The organism is Natronobacterium haloterrestre (assembly GCF_900112205.1).
Taxonomy (GTDB): Archaea; Halobacteriota; Halobacteria; order Halobacteriales; family Natrialbaceae; genus Natronobacterium; species Natronobacterium haloterrestre.
The window spans coordinates 87,924-106,322 of record NZ_FOKW01000003.1 but is presented as its reverse complement, the minus strand read 5'-3'; the positions used below and the strand labels follow the sequence as shown (position 1 = coordinate 106,322).

The window sequence follows — 18,399 nt, the reverse complement described above, 5'->3', positions numbered from 1 at the left end:
GTTTCCTCCCCGGTCGACCGCCGTCTCGCGCCCGCGTTGGACCGCGTGCGATCTGAGTTCCGTACCGCCCGCTCGTCGATGCTGGTTCATAGCGGGGACCTCGAGACCAAGGCACTTTGTAAGCGCCCGGTTTCCGCCGTCGTCCGGGTAGCGGTCGTTCCGCTGTGTGTGGGCGGGCGACGGGACGGCAGTTTCGCGGTTCCGCAACGCTAACGCGGGGGTGTGTCCGACCATCGTTCGGAGCGCCGAACGGTCGTCGATCCCTGACAGTCGGTTATGCCACCAGTAACAATGCCCGGACCGGTCGAGGCGTCGATGGATGAAGGAACGTCTGATTCGAACGGTACGACCGCTCGGCGTCGGCCGCAGGCCGTTCGCGGGGGTTCCGACCGACCTGGTCGGGCTGACCGGATTCGCCCTCGCGGCGGCCACGCTCCTGGCGGTCGTCGACGTCTCGTCGCCGGTCGTCCGCGCCGCGGTCGGAGCCCCGCTGCTCTTTCTCGCACCGGGGTACGCCGTCGTCTCCGCCCTGTTCCCCCGTGCTCGAGGGGCTGGAGTCGACACCGGGACCGACACCGACGGCGGCGACGGCTCGCTAATCGGCCAGACGGGGTCCCCGACCGACGTCGAACGCCCCGCGCTCGCGTTCGGGCTGAGTTTCGCGGTGCTGCCGCTGCTCGGCCTGGGAATCGCCGCCCTCTCCTGGCGGTTCGAGACGACGACGATCGTCGGCACCGTCACCGGATTCGTCCTGGTCACGACCGCGTTCGCCGCCGTCCGCCGGATTCGCGTCGCCCCCCGGGACCGGTACTGCCTCGGACTCGGTGGCAAGCTCCGGCGGCTCCGCGCAGCGATCTTCGGGAGTCGATCGCTGGCTGCGACCGCGATCAACCTCGTCCTGGTCGTCAGCGTGCTCCTCGCGCTCACGTCCGTCGGGTACGGACTCGCAGCACCGCAGGACGGCGAGCGGTACACCGATCTCCGTCTGCTCACCGAGGACGAGTCCGGCGAGTACGTGGTCGGCGACCACGCCGATAGCGTCGAACCCGGCGAGTCGATCCCGGTCACGGTCGCCGTCGAGAACCAGGAAGGCGAGTCGATGGAGTACACCGTCGTCGTCCAGGAACAGTGGGTCGCGGAGGACGGCACCGTCCTCGAGCGCAACGACCTCCGCCGGGTCGACTACAGCGTGGCCGACGGCGCGACCGCCCTCGGCGACCGCGAGGTGACGCCGGAAGCCGAATCGGGCGAGGTCCGGATCGCCGTCATGCTGTTCGACGGCGACGCGCCCGAGGATCCGACGACCGACGACGCCTACCGGCACGCCCACTTCTGGGTCGAGATCGAGGACGAGCCGGCGGCCGAGTAACGAGCGACGATCGTCGCTCGCGGCCCTCGAGGTCACCGTTGTTCGGAAGCGGGTGTCCTCTTCCCCTCTTCCCCTCCTCCACTCCTTCCGAACGCCCGTCGTCGGTTTCTCGCCGCAGTCTTCCAGCGGCGAGAGTCCGATCGTTCGGTCCCGCTCGAGTGAACCGTGCTCCGTCCGTGGCAACCGGGAGACCAGCGACCGCGGACCGGTCTTCTGTCCAGTTCACGGGCGCTCGCTGGTCCTACCCACCCGATCGAGGTTCGGACGGTAGCCTCCATCACACGCCCGGAATGCGGAGAATAACAAGGGCTACGACGGGACAACGACGGAGCAATCCGAATGTCTCCCCCCACAGCCGCCGACGCGGAACCGTTCAGGAAACTCGCCCTCGCGATCGGGTTCCTGGCCCTCACCGGCAGCGCCCTCCTGGCCCGTTCGGCCCCGGCGACGGGGTACGAACTGTCGATCTTCACCTCGACCCCGCCGCTGGTCTGGGGCGGCCTCCTGCTGGCGACGGCGATCGCCCTGACCGTCGCGTTCGTCCCGCCGGCCGGTAGCGAGAACCGGAACGGCGACTCGAGGGGTCGAGCCGCAACGAGAGCGAGGACCCGACCCGTCGCCCTCCTGCTCGGCGGGCTCTCGATGGCCCTCTTCGCCGGCTTGCCGATCGTCCGCGGCTACCGGTTCTTCGGCCGTCACGACTCCCTGACCCACCTCGGCTGGGCCCGGGCCATCAGCGAAGGGACGATCGTTCCGTTCGACCTCTACTACCCCGGGATTCACACCGTGACCGTGCTCACCAGCTCCGTCCTCGGGACGCCGCTGGCACGGTCGATGCTCTACGTGGTGTTGCTCGCGGTGCTCGTGTTCTGTACGTTCGTCCCGCTGTGCGTCGGCACGATCGTCGAGGACCGGCGAGCGGTCACGATCGCGACGTTCGCCGGCTTCCTCCTCCTGCCGGTGACGACCATCTCGATGTACATGTCCGCCCACGCGATGTCGCAGGCGGTCATGTTCTCGGCGCTGTTTTTCTACCTATTGATCCGATACGTCCGTGCCGACCGGACGACTGCGACGGTCTCGGCGACCGGCACGCTCCTGGCACTGGCCGCGGTCGCGACCGTCGTCTACCACCCACAGCTGGTGGCCCACCTGATCGTCGCCCTGGCGGGGATCGCCCTCGTCCAGTTCCTCGCCCGCCGCGTCGCGAGCGACGGTCCCGTCGCCGGCCATTCGACCGTCTACGGGCACACGTTCCTGTTGATCGCGCTCTTTCTCGTCTGGACGTCGAACCACGGCTTCTTCAGCGGGATGGCCGGGCACTACCTCGGAGCGGCCGTCGAGTTCCTCCTCGAGGGCCGCGGCGGTGCCGACACCGTCGCGACACAGGGCGCGTCGCTATCGGCGATCGGCGGGAGCCTGACCGAGGTGTTCGTCAAGCTGTTTCTCGCCCAGCTTGTGTTCACGCTGCTGGCCGCCGCGCTGGTGACCGGGGTCGTGATCTCGCGGTCGTCGCTGCTTCGGCGGGTTCGCCCGGAGACGACGTACTTCACGGTCGCCCTGCTCGGGTTGGGACCACTGTTCCTGATCTACTTCGTCGCTCCCGACTCGACGATGCACTTCCGCGTGTTCGGACTGATGATGGTCTTCGTCACGGTTCTGGGCTCGATCGCGCTGTTCGGGCTCTACGCGTGGGCGACCGACTCGAGAGGGCCCCGCTCGAGGATGAGCGTGCGGCTGCCGGGCGGTCGGCCGCTGTTCGCTGTCGGGTTCGCGCTGTTGCTCGTGCTCTCGCTTGCGGCCGTCTTCCCCTCGCCGTACACGTACAACGCCTCGCCACACGTCAGCGAGGCGGAGATGGGCGGCTACGAGGACGCCTTCGACGAGAGCGTCGAGGACGTGTCGTTCGTCGGGTTGCGGAACGGTCCGAACCGATACGACGACGCGATCAACGGAAACGAGGACCGGATGCGGCTTCACGAGGGGCCACCCGAGGGCGGACTCGGCTCGAACCTCGCGGAGGGGTACGACGAGGACCGGTACCTCGTCCTCACCAAGTCCGACTACGAGCGGGAGACAGTCGCCTACCGGGAACTCCGACACACGGAGAGCGAACTCGACTCGGTCGACTCCCAGCCGGGGGTCGACCGACTCCGGTCGAACGGCGAGTTCCACCTCTACTGGATCGACGGCGGCGACAGTCCTGCCTGAACGGCTCGCCACACCGCGGGGCGGCCGGGTTTTGGAGCTACTACCGTCCCGAAACCGCGCGATAACAAAGCACGCGAGGACGGTCCGTTCGGGTAATGAATCGGCCGCACGACCCGACTCGAAAGCGACGTGTCGACCACGACGGTGACGGTATCGAGCCGACCTCGAGTCACGCTCCGATCGTCTCTGTAACCTCGTGGAGGGGGCGGGAACGATGAAGACGGTCGTCATCGGACTCGACGCGCTCGATTTCCGCTACGTGGATCGGTTCGCCGACGCCACCCCCAACCTCCAGCGGCTCCGGGAACGGGGCCTCGAGGCGCGCCTCGAGTCGACTCACCCGCCGTGGACGGGCAGCGCCTGGCCCTCGATGTACACCGGCACGGATCCGAGCCATCACGGCGTCTACGGGTTCTTCGCCTACGACGGCTACCCCGACGAGGCGCAACTCGTCTCACGGACCGACGTCCGCAAACCCGCGCTCTGGGAGTACCTCTCTCACTCCCGGGATGGCGGTCGATCGGTCGTCATGAACGTCCCCGTGACCCATCCTGCCGAGCCGATCGAGGGAGCGCTCGTACCAGGCTATCTCGCCGTCGAGGACGAACCGGGCCACCCCGAGGGGATCCGCGACGAGCTGTCGGCGGCGATCGGCGAGGAGTACACCATCTACTCGCGAGCGGAGGTCAGCGACGACAAAGACGCGAAGTTCGAGGGCTACCTCGACCTGATCGAACGACGTCGACGCGCGGCGGTCGAACTGGTCGAGCGCGAGGAGTGGGAGCTCGCGGTCCTGCAGGTCCAGAAGACCGACGCCGTCTTCCACAACTTCGAGCGCGACGAGGCGTTCCGGCGGATCTACGCGGCCGCGGATCGGCTGGTCGGCGACGTGCTCGAGGCGGTCGACGACGACGCGGTCAACGTCGTCGTCTGTTCGGACCACGGGATCGGTCCCGTCACCGGCTACAACGTTCACGTCAACGAAGTCCTCCGGGATCACGGCTTCGTCGAGACGACCGACGAGACGGATCGACCGACCATCGGGACGGAGAAGGCATCGCTGGTCGAGGGTAACGGCTCCGGCGGTCCGGGCCCGAGCCAGGGTCCGGGGCCGGTCGACGATGGGGCCGAACCGGCACGGAACGGCGACAACGGGTCCTCGCCCCTCCTCGAGGGTACCGTCCGTGCCGGCCAACGACTCGCCTCACGCGTCGGCGTCGAACCGGCCGACGTCTACGCCGCCGCCGAGCGCGTCGGCCTCGAATCGACCCTGCTCCGACTGGCCCCCGACGCCGTCAAATCGGCCGCCACCGAGAGCGTCGACTGGCGCAACTCCCGTGCGTACTGCGCCGACGGCACCCGGATGGGCGTCCGGATCAACGTCGCCGGCCGGGAACCAGACGGCGTCGTCCCGCAGTCGGCCTACGAGTCGACCAGAGAGGAGATCATCGAGATACTCTCCGCCCTCGAGACGCCGAACGGCGAGCCGGTCTTCGAGTACGTCTGCCGGCGCGAGGACCTCTACGACGGCCCCTACGTCGACCGGGCGCCGGACGTCTGTTTCCTTCCGACCGACATGAACCACCTCGTCTCGAGTACGCTCTACGGGCGGCAGTTCGTGAGCGTCGACACGTACAACCACAAGCGCGACGGCGTGTTCATCGGTGCCGGCCCCGCTTTCTCAGCTTCCGGACCGGATCGGTTCTCGCTCACCGACGTCGCCCCGATCGCGATGGCGCTACTCGACCGTCCGGTCCCCGAGCGGATGACGGGGTCGGTACCGCCCGGCGTCCTCTCGGCAGACGTCCGCCGAAGTGACTACGGCGACATTCCCTACGGGCGGGCGACCGTCGAGCCGACCGCCGACGACGGCGAAGTGACCGAACGACTCGAGGACCTCGGGTACCTCTGATGGCCGACCAGGCGCGCGAACTCTCCGCGTTGCTCTCGAGTGCGGCTATCGTGATGGTCGGTGGCATCATGGGCTCGGCCGCCAAGTTGGCCGAACGGATCGTCATCGGTCGCTTGCTCTCGCCGGATGCCTACGGCGAGGTCAGCGTCGGACTCGCGCTGTTGACCGTCTCCGTGACGATCGCACTGGCGGGCTGTACCCAGGGCGTTTCCCGGTTCATCCCGCGGTACGACTCGACGTCCGACAGGCGCGGCGTCTGGGTGAGCGGACTGCTCGTCGCGATTCCGCTGTCGGTCGCGTTCGGGACCGCGATGTTCCTCTTCGCAGAGACGATCGCGGATCGACTGTTCGAAACCGGAGAGGCGGTGACGTTCGTCCGCCTGCTTGCGGTCTCGCTCCCGTTCGTCGCGGGGTTTCGGATCGCGGTCGCGGGGATTCGCGGCCACGAGAACACGGTCTACCGGACCGTCGTCCGCGACGTGCTCGACCCCGGCCTGCGGATCGGGCTGATCGCCGCACTGTTGCTGGCCGGCTTCGGAATCGCAGCCGCGGGCGTCGCCTATCTCCTCGCGTCCGTCATCGCGCTGGTCGTCGCCCACGTCCTGCTCGGACGGCTCATGCCGCTGGTCGGGGACGTGAGGACGCACGTGCCCGAACTCGTCCGGTTCTCCGCGCCGCTCGTGGTCTCGACCGTCGTGAGCATCCTCCTTACGCGGACGGACACCTTGATGCTCGGCTACTTCCGCAGTTCCTACGAGGTCGGCATGTACGACGCGGCCTACCCGATCGCGGGCGGACTGCTCGTCGTCCTCTCGGCGTTCGGGTTCCTCTATCTCCCGATCGCCTCGCGACTCGACGCGGAAGGCGACCGCGAGGCCGTCGACGACATCTACGCGACGACGACGAAATGGGTCTACGTCGTCACGTTCCCGGCGTTCATGCTGTTCGTCGTGTTTCCGGAGGACGTCATCGGGCTGTTCTTCGGGCCCGAATACGCCGACGCGGCGACCGTGCTGCCCGTTCTCGCGGCCGGCTTCTTCTTCAGCGCCGCTGCCGGACGCGACCGGGAGACGCTATCTGCACTCGGCGCGACCTCCTGGATCGCCGTCGGCAACGTCGCCGCACTGGCGCTCAACGTCGTGATCAACCTGATCGTCATCCCGCGCTACGGATTCCTCGGAGCTGGGCTCGCCTCGGTCACCTCGCTGATCTCGCTGCACCTCGTGATCTGTACGGTCCTTGCGGTCCAGTACGGGATTACGCCGTTCTCACCCGCCGCGAACCGGACGTATCTCTCGCTTCCCGCGGTCTTGCTCCCGGTCGCGTACGTGCTGGCACCGGCGATCTCGATCTCCGTGCTGACGATCGGTCCGTTCCTGGTCGTCGCCGGCCTCACGTCGTTGTGCGTCGTCGCCGTCGCCGGCGGCCTCGAGGCCAACGACGCGGTCGTCGTCGACGTCCTCGAGGACACGGTCGGCGTCTCGCTTCCGTTCGTCCGACGATGGCTCCCCGACGGGGAAAGCGACGAGGCGATCTCCGACGCGAGCTCCCCGAACTAGCTCGTTCCGGGGAGTAATCCGGTATTATTCGGGCCCGTTCCGCCCATAGTCCTTGCTCTCGGCGAAACCGACGTGGGTCCTGTCACCGAACGGGCTGGTTGACTCCTCCTAGTGCGCTACTGAAGCGGTTTGTATCCGGTCGCGACTCGTGGCCTCTCCCGGTCCCGGAACAGACGCCCCATGAATTATTTAACAATATGGCACTTCATTCATTATTCCATGAATGTATCCTCATGAATTGATGAATACTTAATCGAATGTGACCTACTGGAAGATAAAACTTATATCGTTATGATTCGGTTACCCGGACGCATGGCACGCGACTTTGCGGAACTGGATGACAGCAAATCGTCCGATAGAGCACCCAAAGAGGGAGAAAAAGGCAGTAATAGCTCATTACTCGGTCGTCGATCGTACATGAAGGTGGCCGGAGGCGTTGCGGCAGCGTCGATCGCTGCTGGCAACGCGGCCGCAGCTGGCGGCGACGAGGAGTACGACGTGATCGAACTCGGGCCAGGTGAGACGCGAACGAAAACCCTGAGCGACGGTGAAACGTTCGAGAACGTCCTGATCGACATCACGGCCGACAACGCGTCGTTCAACATCAACGCGATGGCCGACGACTGGACGATCCGAAACGTCGGCCTCCGCGGGAACTGGGACAGTTTCGAGAAGAACCAGGTGATCGCCTGCCGAGTCAACAGCCCCGACGCCGAGGGCCACATCGAGAACTTCTATTTCATGGGCAACGAGAAAGACAACACGTACCCCGGGATCACCGGTATCTTCGTCTCTCCGCGCCACCGCGGCACGCTCCACATCGATCGGGTCAACATTCAGAACTGTCCCGACAACGCGATCTACGCCAGCGCGCCGGGGAACCCGGATCACCACTCGATCCCCGGCGGTAACGGTGACGTCCACATCAGCAACTCCTTTGCCGCCGACTGTCAGGCCTCGAACTTCCGGCTCGGCACCGACGGCTCTACCCTGAAAAACTGCGTCGCCGTCGGCGGCGACCGCGGCTTCTGGGGCTTCTACAACAACCCGACGCTGATCGACTGCGATCTCTCCGGTGCGCGGGCCGGACGCGACATTCAGGCCGGCGCGGGCTGGGAGACGGGCGCGGAAGTGACCGTCGAGAACTGCCGGTTCGACGATGCCCGCGTGCGCAAGTCGTCGCTCAACGCGATCCACGGCGAATCCGTCGGCTCGCCACAGCGCTTCGAGCCATCGGACGTCGCGGGTGTTCCGCTCAGCGCGGAGGACGCCGCCTCGGGATCGGGCTCTGCCCCCGATCCATCGCCGCCCGAAGAGCCCGAGGACGAGGACCGGTCCATCGACGACGTCTGGCGCGACGATGCCGCAAACCACCTCGAGCTCGAGGCCGGTTCGGGAAGTCAGGCCGTCCAGTACCGCATTTCCGGTCTCGGGAGCGCCGGCACGGGCGAGTACGCGAACACGAATCCCGACGATCCGTACCGTGACGGTGTAACGTCCGACGGCGACGAGTTCGAGATCGCGGGCTATCTCGGCGGCTACGTCGACGATTTCCACGTCGACGGGGCGATCACCGCCGTCGAATCGGACGCGACCGTTACCGCCGTCGTCAACGGACACGAGTTCGACCTGAGCAAGCTAGAAGGCGTCGGCTCGTGGGACGATGAAACCGACGAGTCCGACGACTCGGACGGAACGGACGACTCGGACAGAACGGACGACGAGGACGGGAACGAGGGCGATGGCGACGACGGCGAAGGGCTCCCCCACGCGCTCGTGATCGACGGCCGCGAAGCGTCCGAACCGAGCACGTACTCGTTCACCGTCGACGGATCGGTCGAGAAGGCCGAACGCATGGGTGCCTCGATCGACGACGAGGACGAGATCGAGGACGGAACGGTCCGCGGTGCCGTCGGCAACTGGCTCGACGCGTACTGGTTCGAAGGTGACATCACGGACTTCCGCCTGCTCGGTGACGCGCAGGTTCACCTCGAGTACGACGCTCGAGACGAGTGATTCGTCCCGTATCGAACGATCCGAACTAAACTGACCTCACGGCCCCGCGTTCGTCTCGTTCACCCCGCTCGTCTACCGGTGCGAAAGCGGCCGTCTCGAGCCCAGTCCCGAACCGGCGATTCCTGTGGGCCGGGTGCCCGGGCGCGAACTAACCGACGTAGCTACAGCGCTTCGATACGGCTGACGTCCGTCGCAGCCTCGTGAATACGCTTTCTCTCGCGCTCCCGCTCGAGGTGTGCGTCGACGAGATCCCGTCCGATCCGCTCGAGTTCCGGTATCGACCGTTCCTCCCAGGAACCGTCGCGTCTGACTTCGACCTTTTCTTTCGACTCCCGCCACTCGTATCGCCAGCGGGTGCCGCGCACGGCGACTGCGGGGTCGTAGTTCCGGGCGCGAACGGTCGGCTCGAGGACGTGATCGTAGGAGCCGTCGGTCGCCAGCGCCGTCAGTAACTCCGGCATCCGCCGCAGGGAGACGGGGCGTTCGACCGTCTCCGACGGCCCGTTCGCGACGACGAACGGGACGTGCAGGGCGGTCTCCGAGACCTTCGAGCCGTGCCCGTAGACGCCGTTCTCGCCGAATTCCTCGCCGTGATCGCCGACGATCGCGATCAGGGGGTCGCCGTCGATGTCGTCGACGAACCGCTCGAGGAACGCGTCCGTGTACCGGATCGAATCGTCGTAGGTGCGAACGAGGACGTCGTGAAACGGCGACTGGAGCGGCAGATCGAGGTTCTCGAGGAACAGCGACCCGTTCGCCGGATACGTCAGCAGCCGGGAGTGAGTCCGGTACTCGTCCGGCGGGAGGTAGGGCATGTGGACGTCGACGAGAAATATCCACAGGAAGTACGGGGATTCGACCTCTCCGACCCACTCGAGGATCCCCTCGTAGAGCCGTTCCCACGACATGAACATGTCCTGGCCCTGCCACCAGTTGAGGATCGGCGCGACGACGAGGTTCGCGACGCCACCGCCCCGGCGATCGTCCATCAGATCGCTCGTCGCGTTCTCGTCCATCGTGTCGACGAAGTGATCGAAGTTCCGATCGAAGTCGAAGTACCGGGAGGTCCAGGGGTTCGCCGTGAAGCCGGCCGTCTCGTAGCCCAGTTCGCGGAACCGCTCCGGGAGCGTCCGTCGCGTCTGCATGTGCTGCTGGATGTCCGGCATGACCTCGTCTGCGTCCCACTCCCGGTCCGGGTTCGGGTAGTGGCCGGTAAACATGGTCGTCACGGAACTGTTCGTCTCCGGGGCGGGGGCGATCGCGTTCTCGAACACGAGTCCCTCTTCGGCGAGGTGGTCGAGCGTCGGCGTCACGTCCTCCTCGTACCCCATGAAGCCGCAGTGGTCGGCGCGGAGACTGTCGACGGTTATCAGTACCACGTCCTCGCTGTCGCTCATCGAACCGTGAAATTCGTCACAGCGTACTTAGTTATCCGAGGGCTGTCGGATCGCCGACCACGGGAAGCGAACACATAACAATTCGATCGACACTCTCAGAGGAAAACACGATGAGTGGAAACGACCTCGGCCGCACGTCGTCACCGGTCACGTCGACGACGGTCGAACTTCCGACGACCGTCACCGAGTGCATCGAAGCACGACTGGACCACAGCGAGTTCGACACCGTCGACGAGTACGCCGCGTACGCACTCGAGGAGGTGCTCGCTCGCCTGGACGAACCGAGCGAGGGCGACGGCAGGGACACGGACGCGGAAGTGGGTGACACCGTCGAGAAAGCCGACATCGAAGCGCGGCTGAAGTCGCTCGGATATCTGGATTAAGGTCGTCGACGCTCACACCGAGAGCACGGAAAACGGAACGACCGGCTACTTGTACGCGTCGTAGGCGTCGAGCATGTCGCGGACGAACGGCCGCATGTCCGTGATGCTCGCACAGTCGAATCGGGGATGTTCGACGATCGAGTGTGCGATCTCGCCGACCGCCGACCAGAAGGACGGTTTCTCGGCCAGTTCGACGTCATCGACGAGGATCGACCGTAGATACAGGAGTTCGCCACGCAGCAGGTGGCCGGCCAGCCCCGCCTCGTACTCGTGGTCGATCTCCGCTCGTTTCCCGTTCGCGAGCTGCCAGTAGTAGTAGGGGAAATCCGCGCCCGCCTGGACGGAGAACGGCAGCGACGACCAGAATCGGGGGTTGATCTCCATGAGTTTGAACTCGCCGGTCTCGTCGTCTCGCAGGAACTCGACCATCGCCAGCCCGTGCCACTCGAGGTGGTCGAGCAGGTCCCGACCGGCCTCCTCGAGGGCCGGGATCCGGACCGACTCTCGGAACGAACTCGCGCCGCCGGCGTAACTGTAGCCCCGGAGCTGTCGGTGCTGGAAGGTCGCCACCGGTTCCCCGTGGTCGTACAGCGCGAAGAACCCGTACTCCTCGGTCGTGGGAACGTACTCCTGGAGCAGGGGGACGTGGTTCATCTCCCGGCGGAGCCGGTCGACGTCGGGTTCCTCGCCCGGCGGGAGGTACTCGGTTTTGGGCGGATCGAGGTACTCCGCCGGCGTACAGCGGTCGACGTACTCGTCGACGAGGATCGAGTACCGTGCCTTGACGATCCACTCGCGGTCCCAGTCCCAGTCCCAGTCCCAGTCGTTGTCGGTCGAGTCCAGCAACGCGGTGTCGGGGACGGAGACACCGGCGGCCTCCGCGGCGTCGAACAACTGCACCCGGTCCTGGACGGCCGCGAGCGTCTCGAGGTCGGGCCAGGGTGTGCTCACGTAGCCGTCGAACTCGTCTTTGTACTTCGCCAGCACGTAGACATCGACGTCCCTCACCGGAATGATCGTCCGCACGTCGGGCCGCATCGCGACCGACAGCAGCGCGTCCTTGTACGCGATCAGGTTCTCGTGGGGGGACGGCACCGGGACCGTCTCGTCGCAGTACCTCGAGCGGGTCGCAGGAATCCCGTCGCGTTCGGCCAGCGCGATCGTTCGCACGTCGGTGCCGTCCCGCCCTCCGAGCGATCGGAAACACGCGAGGGTGCTCGGGGCCGTGATCGCGGGTACCGCGACCGAGGAGTCGGCCCAGTCGTCCGCTACGGCCATCGGTTCACCGTCCGCATCGATCGTTCCCTCGTCGGCTTTAGCCATCGAGACCACCTTCGGCTCCGGTGCCGTGTTGCGTCCGAATGGAGGCCGCCCCGGCGACTCGCGGTCCCGTCCGAGACGAACCATCCGCTCGAGGCCGGCGCGATCCCGCGTCGTCGTCGATCATGACAGGTCATATCGGATTCTGAACGTTAGTTAACAACGGAGTAACCCATCGTCGCCGACTGCCGCTCGGTCCGGACCACAAATCGGGCTGGGACGAGCGTTTTCGGAGTCCGCGGTAGGAACCGCCTAGACGAAACGGCCCGAATAACTGTATTCATACTTAATAATTCAACCTCTGTAACAGGAGGTACCGATCCGAGCGCCGTACCGAAGACCGAACTACTATGACGGGCATCGATCGAACGACGGCGGCGACGATGGGCGGCCGACGGCGACTGGAGTTCTTCTCCGCCGTCGCCGAGAACCGAGCCGAACCGAGCAGTCGTCGTGAAACCGGCACCGGAGCCGGGACGGTCACACGTCCGGCCGATCCCGGCCGGGGGGAACCGTAGTATGGGGCGTGTCGTCCTCTCCATCGACGCCGAACTCGCGTGGGGGTTCCACGACCTCGAGGACCCACCCCAGCGACGGATCGACCGCGCCCGGCTCGGGTGGCGGCGGCTGGTCGAGTGGCTGGACGCCTACGAGGTGCCGGCCACCTGGGCCGTGGTCGGCCACCTCTTCCTGGAGGACTGTGATGGTTCCCACTCGTCCCACCCGGCGGCCGACGACGGCTGGTTCGCCCCGGATCCCGGCGGAACCGCCGCGGACTGCGACCGCTGGTTCGGGCCCGACCTGATCGACCGCATCGAGGACGCCGACGTCGACCACGAGATCGGCTGTCACTCCTTCTCGCACGTCCTGTTCGACGGCGAGACGACGGATCGGGCGGTCGCCGCGGCCGAGCTCCAGGCCTGTCGCGAGGTCGCCCGGGATCGAGGGATCGACCTCGAGTCGTTCGTGTTCCCGCGCAACGTCGTCGGACACCGTGACGTCCTCGCGGAGCACGACTTCACCTGCTACCGCGGGCGGGGTCCCTCGCGGTGGTACGATCGGCCGTGGCTGTACCCCGTCGGCAAGTTCGCCAGCTACTCCGTCGGCCGGACGCCGCCCCCGCTGGTCGAGCCGACGGTCGACGAGCACGGGCTCGTCGACGTTCCCGGCTCGCTGTGTCTATTCTCCTTCGAGGGGATGGCCCGATCGCTCGTCGAGCCGTTCGCCGGGGACCCCGTCGTCCGGAAAGCGAAACGCGGGATCGACGCGGCAGCCGCGGCAAACGGCGGCGAGATCTGTCACCTCTGGCTCCACCCGAACGACCTCACGACGCCCCGTACCGTCCGGCGTCTCCGGCGAATCCTCGAGTACCTCGACGAGCGCCGCCGGGAGACCGACCTGCGTGTCGAGACGATGGCCGAGGTCGCGAGGACGACGCTGGACGCGCCGGCGGAACCGACGACCGAACGGGACCCCGGAGAACGCGGGTTCGAGCCGGAGCCGGGACCCGAAGCGCCGCTGGTTCGCTCCGATCGCGAGCAGAGCGACGCCGACGCGCCTGTTGCCGCGGAGCTACGGAACCGGTAATCAGTCCGATCTCGGAGGGGCGAGTAGCTGGTGGGTTCGTCCCGTTACTCCCTTGCTGTGAGCGGTAACCCCGGCCATAACAATCAGTGCTCCCGGTGGGGTGACGAACGAACCCGCCTCTATGACTCGAACTGGAACTGGAACTGGAACTGGAACTGGAAACGGAACTGGAGCGCGAACTCGAGCCAGCGATACGGACCGCGCCTTCGTCCTCGGCATCGACGGCGTCCCCTGGAACCTCTTGCGGGACTGGATCGACGCCGGCGAACTCCCCTCGTTCCGTCGCCTCCGAGACGAGGGCGTCGCCGCGCCCCTCGAGAGCACGACGCCGCCGACGACGCCCGCCGCCTGGCCGACGATCGCGACCGGGTCACGGCCGGACAACCACGGCATCTACGGCTTCCAGCGCGTCGAGGGCGACTACACCCAGCAGATGAACACGAGTGCCGACCGAGAGCAACCGGCGCTGTGGGACCTGCTCTCGCCGGCCGTCGTCGGCAACGTCCCGATGACTTACCCCGCAAGCGAGATCGACGGGAAGATGGTCGCGGGGATGATGTCGCCCGCGATCAACGAGCGGTTCGCCCATCCCGACGGCCTCGCGGACGAGATCACCGAGGGGATTCCGGACTACGAAATCGGGCTGAACTGGTACGACTACGCCGACGAGGAGGCCCGGTTCCGCAACGATCTGAACTCCCTGGTCGCGGCGCGTCGCGCCCTCATGGACCGACTCATGGACGTCGACGACTGGCAACTCTTCTTCTTCGTGTTCACCGCGCCCGACCGCCTCCAGCATCTCATCTGGGACGAGGACGTCATCCTCGAGCACTACGGGGTGCTCGACGACATCCTCGGAGACGTCCTCGAGTACGTCGACGAACGCGATGCCAACCTCTTCGTCGTCTCCGACCACGGCTTCGGCCCGATCTCGACGTTCGTCAACCTGAACGCGGTCCTCGAGCGGGAGGGGTTCCTCTCGCGGAAGGACCGCAGCGCGGCCGGCGATTCGCTGGCCAGCCTCGGCGTGACGAAGTCGAACGTCCTCGGCGCGCTGAAACGGGTCGGGATCGACGAAAAACGGTTCATCCAGTCGCTTCCCAAGGGATTGGTCGACGGTATTGCAGAGCAGGTACCCGGCGACCACGGGCTGTACGACGTCGACTTCGACGACACGATCGCGTTCGCCCACGGTCCGAGCTACGTCTACGTCAACGACACCGAGCGATTCGAGTCAGGGACCGTCGCGCCGGCTAACGTGGACTCGGTCAAGCGCGAACTTCGAGACGCCTTCGAGGACGTCACCGACCCCGAAACCGGGGACCGCGTCCTGTCGGTCTCCGACGGGGACGAGGCCTTCCCCGACGACGAGGCCTCGCCGGACCTGGTCGTCGTCGGCGAGGCCGGGTACGAGGAGAAGACCCGGCTCGCCGACGACGTCTTCGAACCCGCCGGGAAGAAGGCCGCGAGCCACCGCAGCGAGGGCGTCTTCTTCGCCCGCGGGCCGACGATCGACGGCTCGAGCGAGGCGGGCGACCCCGCCGACCTCTCGGTTGCGGACGTGGCGCCGACGCTGCTGCACAGCATCGGCGAGCCGATCCCCGACGGGATCGACGGCGACGTCCGGACGGAACTACTCGAGGCCGACGCGGATCCGACGGTCCGGAGCGTGGAGGCCCGGGCCGCCGCCGGTGCGGGCGGGGACGCGGGTGGGGGCGAGGACGAGGACTTCGGCGACGTCGAGGATCGCCTGAAGGGACTGGGCTACATGGAGTGACGGGGCGGGGAGGCTGGCTATTCTCCCGCGCCCTCGACGGGGAACTCGCTATCGGTGATGTATCCCCTGGCGGCATCGAACGCTTCGTCGGCCGTCTCGAAGGTCCCCTCGTGATCCCACTCTCCATCCGGCGTGGCGACGTAGACGTCGAAATCTCCGCCCCGGTACTCGTGGGACTCGACGTAGAGTTCCTCCTCGACGCTCCCGTCGTCGACGAGCAGCCAGACGCCCATTTCCTTCCCGCCCTCCAGGTCGCGACGTCTTTGCCAGTGCATGTGTGGCCGTTGGAGGTCGCCGAGCTAAACGCTGACTTTGCGGGAGCCGGTCAGACAGTCCACCGAACGAAAGAAAGCCGTAGCGTAGCCCGTTTGCCGCTATCGAGAGGGATCCGTCGTGGTCGCGCTACTTCAGCGACCCGCTCACGCGCTGGTAGGCCGACTTCGCCAGTTGCATCTCCAGGCCCGAGGACTCGACCACGTAGTAGGGCCGCAACTCGCCGTTGGACTCCCTTTGTACTCACAGAGCCGTTCCGTGTTCGCGCCGACGAGGTCCTACCCCTCGACCGACTCGAGGTCCGGACCGGTGACGACGTCCTCGAGGATTCGCCGATGGAGGAGGTTGTTGACGCTGACATGGTCGGAGGACGCGGTCACCCCGCCCTGCCAGTAGTAGCCCCGGTCGTTCGAGAACAGCGCGAGGATGCCGCTCTTGTACTCCCCATCGGGCGTCCCGGGGACGCAGGTGCGCCACCGGTCGTCGTCGGACGTCGCCAGCAGGTCTCGGAGGAATGTCCAATCGGTGTACAAATCGCTTCAGTTGTTGGTATAGGGGGAGGCTGTTGGGTTTGTACGGTGACCCGGTCAGGAAACTGGTCGCGACAGTACCGGAATTTGAAACGCGGCACAAGCTTCCTATGCCATAGTGATGTACCGCCGGCATAATGGTCAACAGGGAGTTTTCGAGGCGAAGGTGCCTGAAATTAGCTGCGGTCGGCGGCGGTGTCGCGGCGCTTGCGGGCTGTAGCGATTCCGACCCGAGTGAAGCGCCGGCAGATGGGCCCCAGTCCGACGCTGACGGGGCAGCCTCGATCCCCGCACTCCGCCTGGAGACCGCCGGTTTCGCCTCTGCTCGGCAGTTCGAGAACGGCAACTACGAGCGTATACACGCCTCTCGAAAGCGACGGGCCATCGAGACGCTGCTCGCCGATCCGGAGGTCAACGACCTCGTTACCGACTGGATCGGCAGCTTCGAGGCCTACGAGGTTCTCACGAATCACCTGGAAACGATCAGTATTCAGGGGCCGACCTCGCTGCGTATCGACGAGCAGGGGTTCCCCGACGGCGACGAAGCCGAATTCGAGGTGACGGCGGAGAATCGCCGAACCGTCTACGGACTCGTCGATCGCTATCGCGACGAGCTCGTCGCCCTCGAGATCACCGAGCCCGAGGACGTGACGTGGACGGTGACCCAGAACCCCGCCCAGATGGAGATCGGGCAGATGATTCATCGAACCGAGACGGTCCAGGACGCCTTCGGGGATATGACCGACCGGGAGTGGTATCCGTCGTGGAAGGGTGCAGCGGGAGGGTACGCTGGAATCGGCCAGGCGGATCTCCGCCACGGGGAGGGTGCGACTGCAGTCATGCACGTGAAAGACGACGGTGATCTCCGGGTTATCAGCGCGCTCATCGACGGTTCGGAGCCGGGAAATCCGGAGCTCGTCGACGTCGCCGTTGTCGATCACGCGGTAGAGTATCCCCTCTACCGGCTGGCCGAGACGATCGAGCCACGCTCGGAATCGGTGCTGGCGACCGTTCCGGATGTCCCGACGGAACAACGACCCTACTATACCGCCAACGATGGCTACCACCGGATCGAGCCGCCGGCGGAGTCCTTCGAGCAGGACGGGTGGACCATCGAGTGGGAGCAATCCGCAGTTCACGGCGCGACCGTTTCCGCCGCTTACAACGATAGCCCGGTTTTCGAGGCGATGGACTCCCCGATTACCTACACGGGCTACTACTTGCCGCCACGGGAGGGCCGGAACACTCGCGAGTGGTACTTCCCCGACGACGATACCGTCTTCAGCGGCGACCTCCTCTTCTGGGACGTCCACAGCTCGGTCACCGGCGGCCCGGGACTCCTCGGCAAACTCGACTTCCCGGCCCGCGAGGGCGTCCCGAACGGGTTCCAGTTGAAGAGCCACTATCACTCCAGTGCGATCGGACGGGAGAGCATCGACTTTCACTCCGGCGTCCGGTTTGGCCCCTACAATTACGACATCGCCTACGAATTCTACGAGGACGGCGTACTGACGCCGGTCTTCCGTCGGGCCGGCCCAGGATTTATGACTCACTTCATGCAGAAGCTCGAGCAAAACGCCGACAGCTACGGCGAGAACGGCACCTACGAGGAGCCGGTCGTTCCCCACTACATCTCCGCTCAGGCCATCGACATCACTCCCGGGACGGAAGACGGCACGGCGGTGGAACTGTTCGACGGCGACGAGTGGACGACGCCCGAATCGGAGTTTTACCTCGAGGGCGAACCGGGGACGATCGTCAGATTCAGTAACCCCGACGGGACTGAGACGGTCGACGTTCCGCTCGACGAAACGCTCGAACTCGTCGTCGTTCGTCGAGACAGTGACGAGATCGGACCGGGCGAGTATCCGGCACATCGCCTGTACGACGAGGACGCGCTCTCCGAACTGTATCATCCGGCACAGTACGTCGACGAACAGCCGATCCAGGGGGAGCGGCTCATCGTCTGGCTACTCATGCTCGGGTCGACGAACCAGCTGCCGTACCCGGCAGGAGTGACGAACTTCGTCACGACTGCGCGGCTAACGCTGTCCGGGTACTGATC

General features: G+C 66.1%; 12 protein-coding genes and 1 pseudogene. 9 read left to right on the top strand and 4 right to left on the bottom strand.

The window, feature by feature from the left end; all coding sequences use genetic code 11:
* Positions 1-319 precede the first annotated feature (319 nt).
* The 5 genes from BM113_RS07105 (at position 320) to BM113_RS07085 (ending at position 9,067) form a co-directional block, all read left to right on the top strand.
* A complete protein-coding gene (locus tag BM113_RS07105) occupies positions 320-1,369 on the top strand; it encodes a DUF1616 domain-containing protein (RefSeq protein ID WP_089786612.1) in 1,050 nt (349 codons plus the stop codon).
* Between the two features lie 339 nt (positions 1,370-1,708).
* The gene (locus BM113_RS07100; protein WP_089786610.1) at positions 1,709-3,580 is read left to right on the top strand and encodes a hypothetical protein; all 1,872 of its coding nucleotides are present in this window, start codon (positions 1,709-1,711) and stop codon (positions 3,578-3,580) included.
* A 214-nt stretch (positions 3,581-3,794) separates the two neighbouring features.
* Positions 3,795-5,492 (top strand): alkaline phosphatase family protein, encoded by a 1,698-nt coding sequence (locus BM113_RS07095; RefSeq protein ID WP_177209124.1) that lies wholly within the window; start codon positions 3,795-3,797, stop codon positions 5,490-5,492.
* Positions 5,492-7,051: a flippase gene (locus BM113_RS07090; protein WP_089786607.1), complete on the top strand. Its 1,560-nt coding sequence runs from the start codon at positions 5,492-5,494 to the stop codon at positions 7,049-7,051. The genes BM113_RS07095 and BM113_RS07090 overlap by 1 nt, the downstream gene beginning before the upstream one ends.
* Before the next feature lie 417 nt (positions 7,052-7,468).
* Positions 7,469-9,067, top strand: a complete 1,599-nt coding sequence (locus tag BM113_RS07085) for a hypothetical protein (protein ID WP_089786605.1) — start codon at positions 7,469-7,471, stop codon at positions 9,065-9,067.
* Positions 9,068-9,228: 161 nt separating this feature from the next.
* On the opposite strand, the gene BM113_RS07080 is transcribed toward BM113_RS07085, so the two are convergent.
* Complete coding sequence (locus BM113_RS07080; RefSeq protein ID WP_089786604.1) at positions 9,229-10,464, bottom strand: sulfatase; 1,236 nt, start codon at positions 10,462-10,464, stop codon at positions 9,229-9,231.
* 110 nt (positions 10,465-10,574) lie between these two features.
* Here BM113_RS07080 and BM113_RS07075 point away from each other — a divergent pair, with 110 nt between their 5' ends.
* Positions 10,575-10,847, top strand: coding sequence for a hypothetical protein (locus BM113_RS07075; protein WP_089786602.1), 273 nt, complete (start codon positions 10,575-10,577; stop codon positions 10,845-10,847).
* A gap of 45 nt (positions 10,848-10,892) precedes the next feature.
* Here BM113_RS07075 and BM113_RS07070 read toward each other — a convergent pair whose 3' ends face one another.
* Complete coding sequence (locus BM113_RS07070) at positions 10,893-12,125, bottom strand: carboxylate--amine ligase (protein WP_177209134.1); 1,233 nt, start codon at positions 12,123-12,125, stop codon at positions 10,893-10,895.
* A gap of 561 nt (positions 12,126-12,686) precedes the next feature.
* On the opposite strand from BM113_RS07070, the gene BM113_RS07065 reads away from it, so the two are divergent.
* Positions 12,687-13,754 carry a polysaccharide deacetylase family protein gene (locus BM113_RS07065; RefSeq protein WP_089786599.1) on the top strand — a complete coding sequence of 356 codons (1,068 nt, stop codon included), beginning with the start codon at positions 12,687-12,689 and terminating at the stop codon, positions 13,752-13,754.
* A 121-nt stretch (positions 13,755-13,875) separates the two neighbouring features.
* Positions 13,876-15,531, top strand: a complete 1,656-nt coding sequence (locus BM113_RS07060; protein ID WP_089786597.1) for an alkaline phosphatase family protein — start codon at positions 13,876-13,878, stop codon at positions 15,529-15,531.
* 17 nt (positions 15,532-15,548) lie between these two features.
* On the opposite strand, the gene BM113_RS07055 is transcribed toward BM113_RS07060, so the two are convergent.
* Both BM113_RS07055 and BM113_RS07050 read right to left on the bottom strand, forming a co-directional pair.
* Positions 15,549-15,806, bottom strand: a complete 258-nt coding sequence (locus BM113_RS07055) for a hypothetical protein (protein ID WP_089786595.1) — start codon at positions 15,804-15,806, stop codon at positions 15,549-15,551.
* Positions 15,807-15,933: 127 nt separating this feature from the next.
* A pseudogene (locus BM113_RS07050) lies at positions 15,934-16,319 on the bottom strand (GNAT family N-acetyltransferase); the annotation flags it as partial.
* A gap of 152 nt (positions 16,320-16,471) precedes the next feature.
* Between BM113_RS07050 and BM113_RS07045 the strand changes: the two are divergent.
* Positions 16,472-18,397, top strand: coding sequence for a twin-arginine translocation signal domain-containing protein (locus BM113_RS07045; protein WP_089786593.1), 1,926 nt, complete (start codon positions 16,472-16,474; stop codon positions 18,395-18,397).
* Positions 18,398-18,399: the final 2 nt, after the last annotated feature.

Excerpts from the sequence above, each read along its gene's own strand:
- BM113_RS07045 (WP_089786593.1), top strand. The coding sequence starts at position 16,472 with ATGGTCAACAGGGAGTTTTCGAGGCGAAGGTGCCTGAAATTAGCTGCG.
- BM113_RS07085 (WP_089786605.1), top strand. The coding sequence starts at position 7,469 with ATGAAGGTGGCCGGAGGCGTTGCGGCAGCGTCGATCGCTGCTGGCAAC.
- BM113_RS07080 (WP_089786604.1), bottom strand. The coding sequence starts at position 10,464 with ATGAGCGACAGCGAGGACGTGGTACTGATAACCGTCGACAGTCTCCGC.
- BM113_RS07060 (WP_089786597.1), top strand. The coding sequence starts at position 13,876 with ATGACTCGAACTGGAACTGGAACTGGAACTGGAACTGGAAACGGAACT.
- BM113_RS07055 (WP_089786595.1), bottom strand. The coding sequence starts at position 15,806 with ATGCACTGGCAAAGACGTCGCGACCTGGAGGGCGGGAAGGAAATGGGC.
- BM113_RS07100 (WP_089786610.1), top strand. The coding sequence starts at position 1,709 with ATGTCTCCCCCCACAGCCGCCGACGCGGAACCGTTCAGGAAACTCGCC.
- BM113_RS07095 (WP_177209124.1), top strand. The coding sequence starts at position 3,795 with ATGAAGACGGTCGTCATCGGACTCGACGCGCTCGATTTCCGCTACGTG.
- BM113_RS07065 (WP_089786599.1), top strand. The coding sequence starts at position 12,687 with ATGGGGCGTGTCGTCCTCTCCATCGACGCCGAACTCGCGTGGGGGTTC.
- BM113_RS07070 (WP_177209134.1), bottom strand. The coding sequence starts at position 12,125 with ATGGCCGTAGCGGACGACTGGGCCGACTCCTCGGTCGCGGTACCCGCG.
- BM113_RS07105 (WP_089786612.1), top strand. The coding sequence starts at position 320 with ATGAAGGAACGTCTGATTCGAACGGTACGACCGCTCGGCGTCGGCCGC.
- BM113_RS07075 (WP_089786602.1), top strand. The coding sequence starts at position 10,575 with ATGAGTGGAAACGACCTCGGCCGCACGTCGTCACCGGTCACGTCGACG.
- BM113_RS07090 (WP_089786607.1), top strand. The coding sequence starts at position 5,492 with ATGGCCGACCAGGCGCGCGAACTCTCCGCGTTGCTCTCGAGTGCGGCT.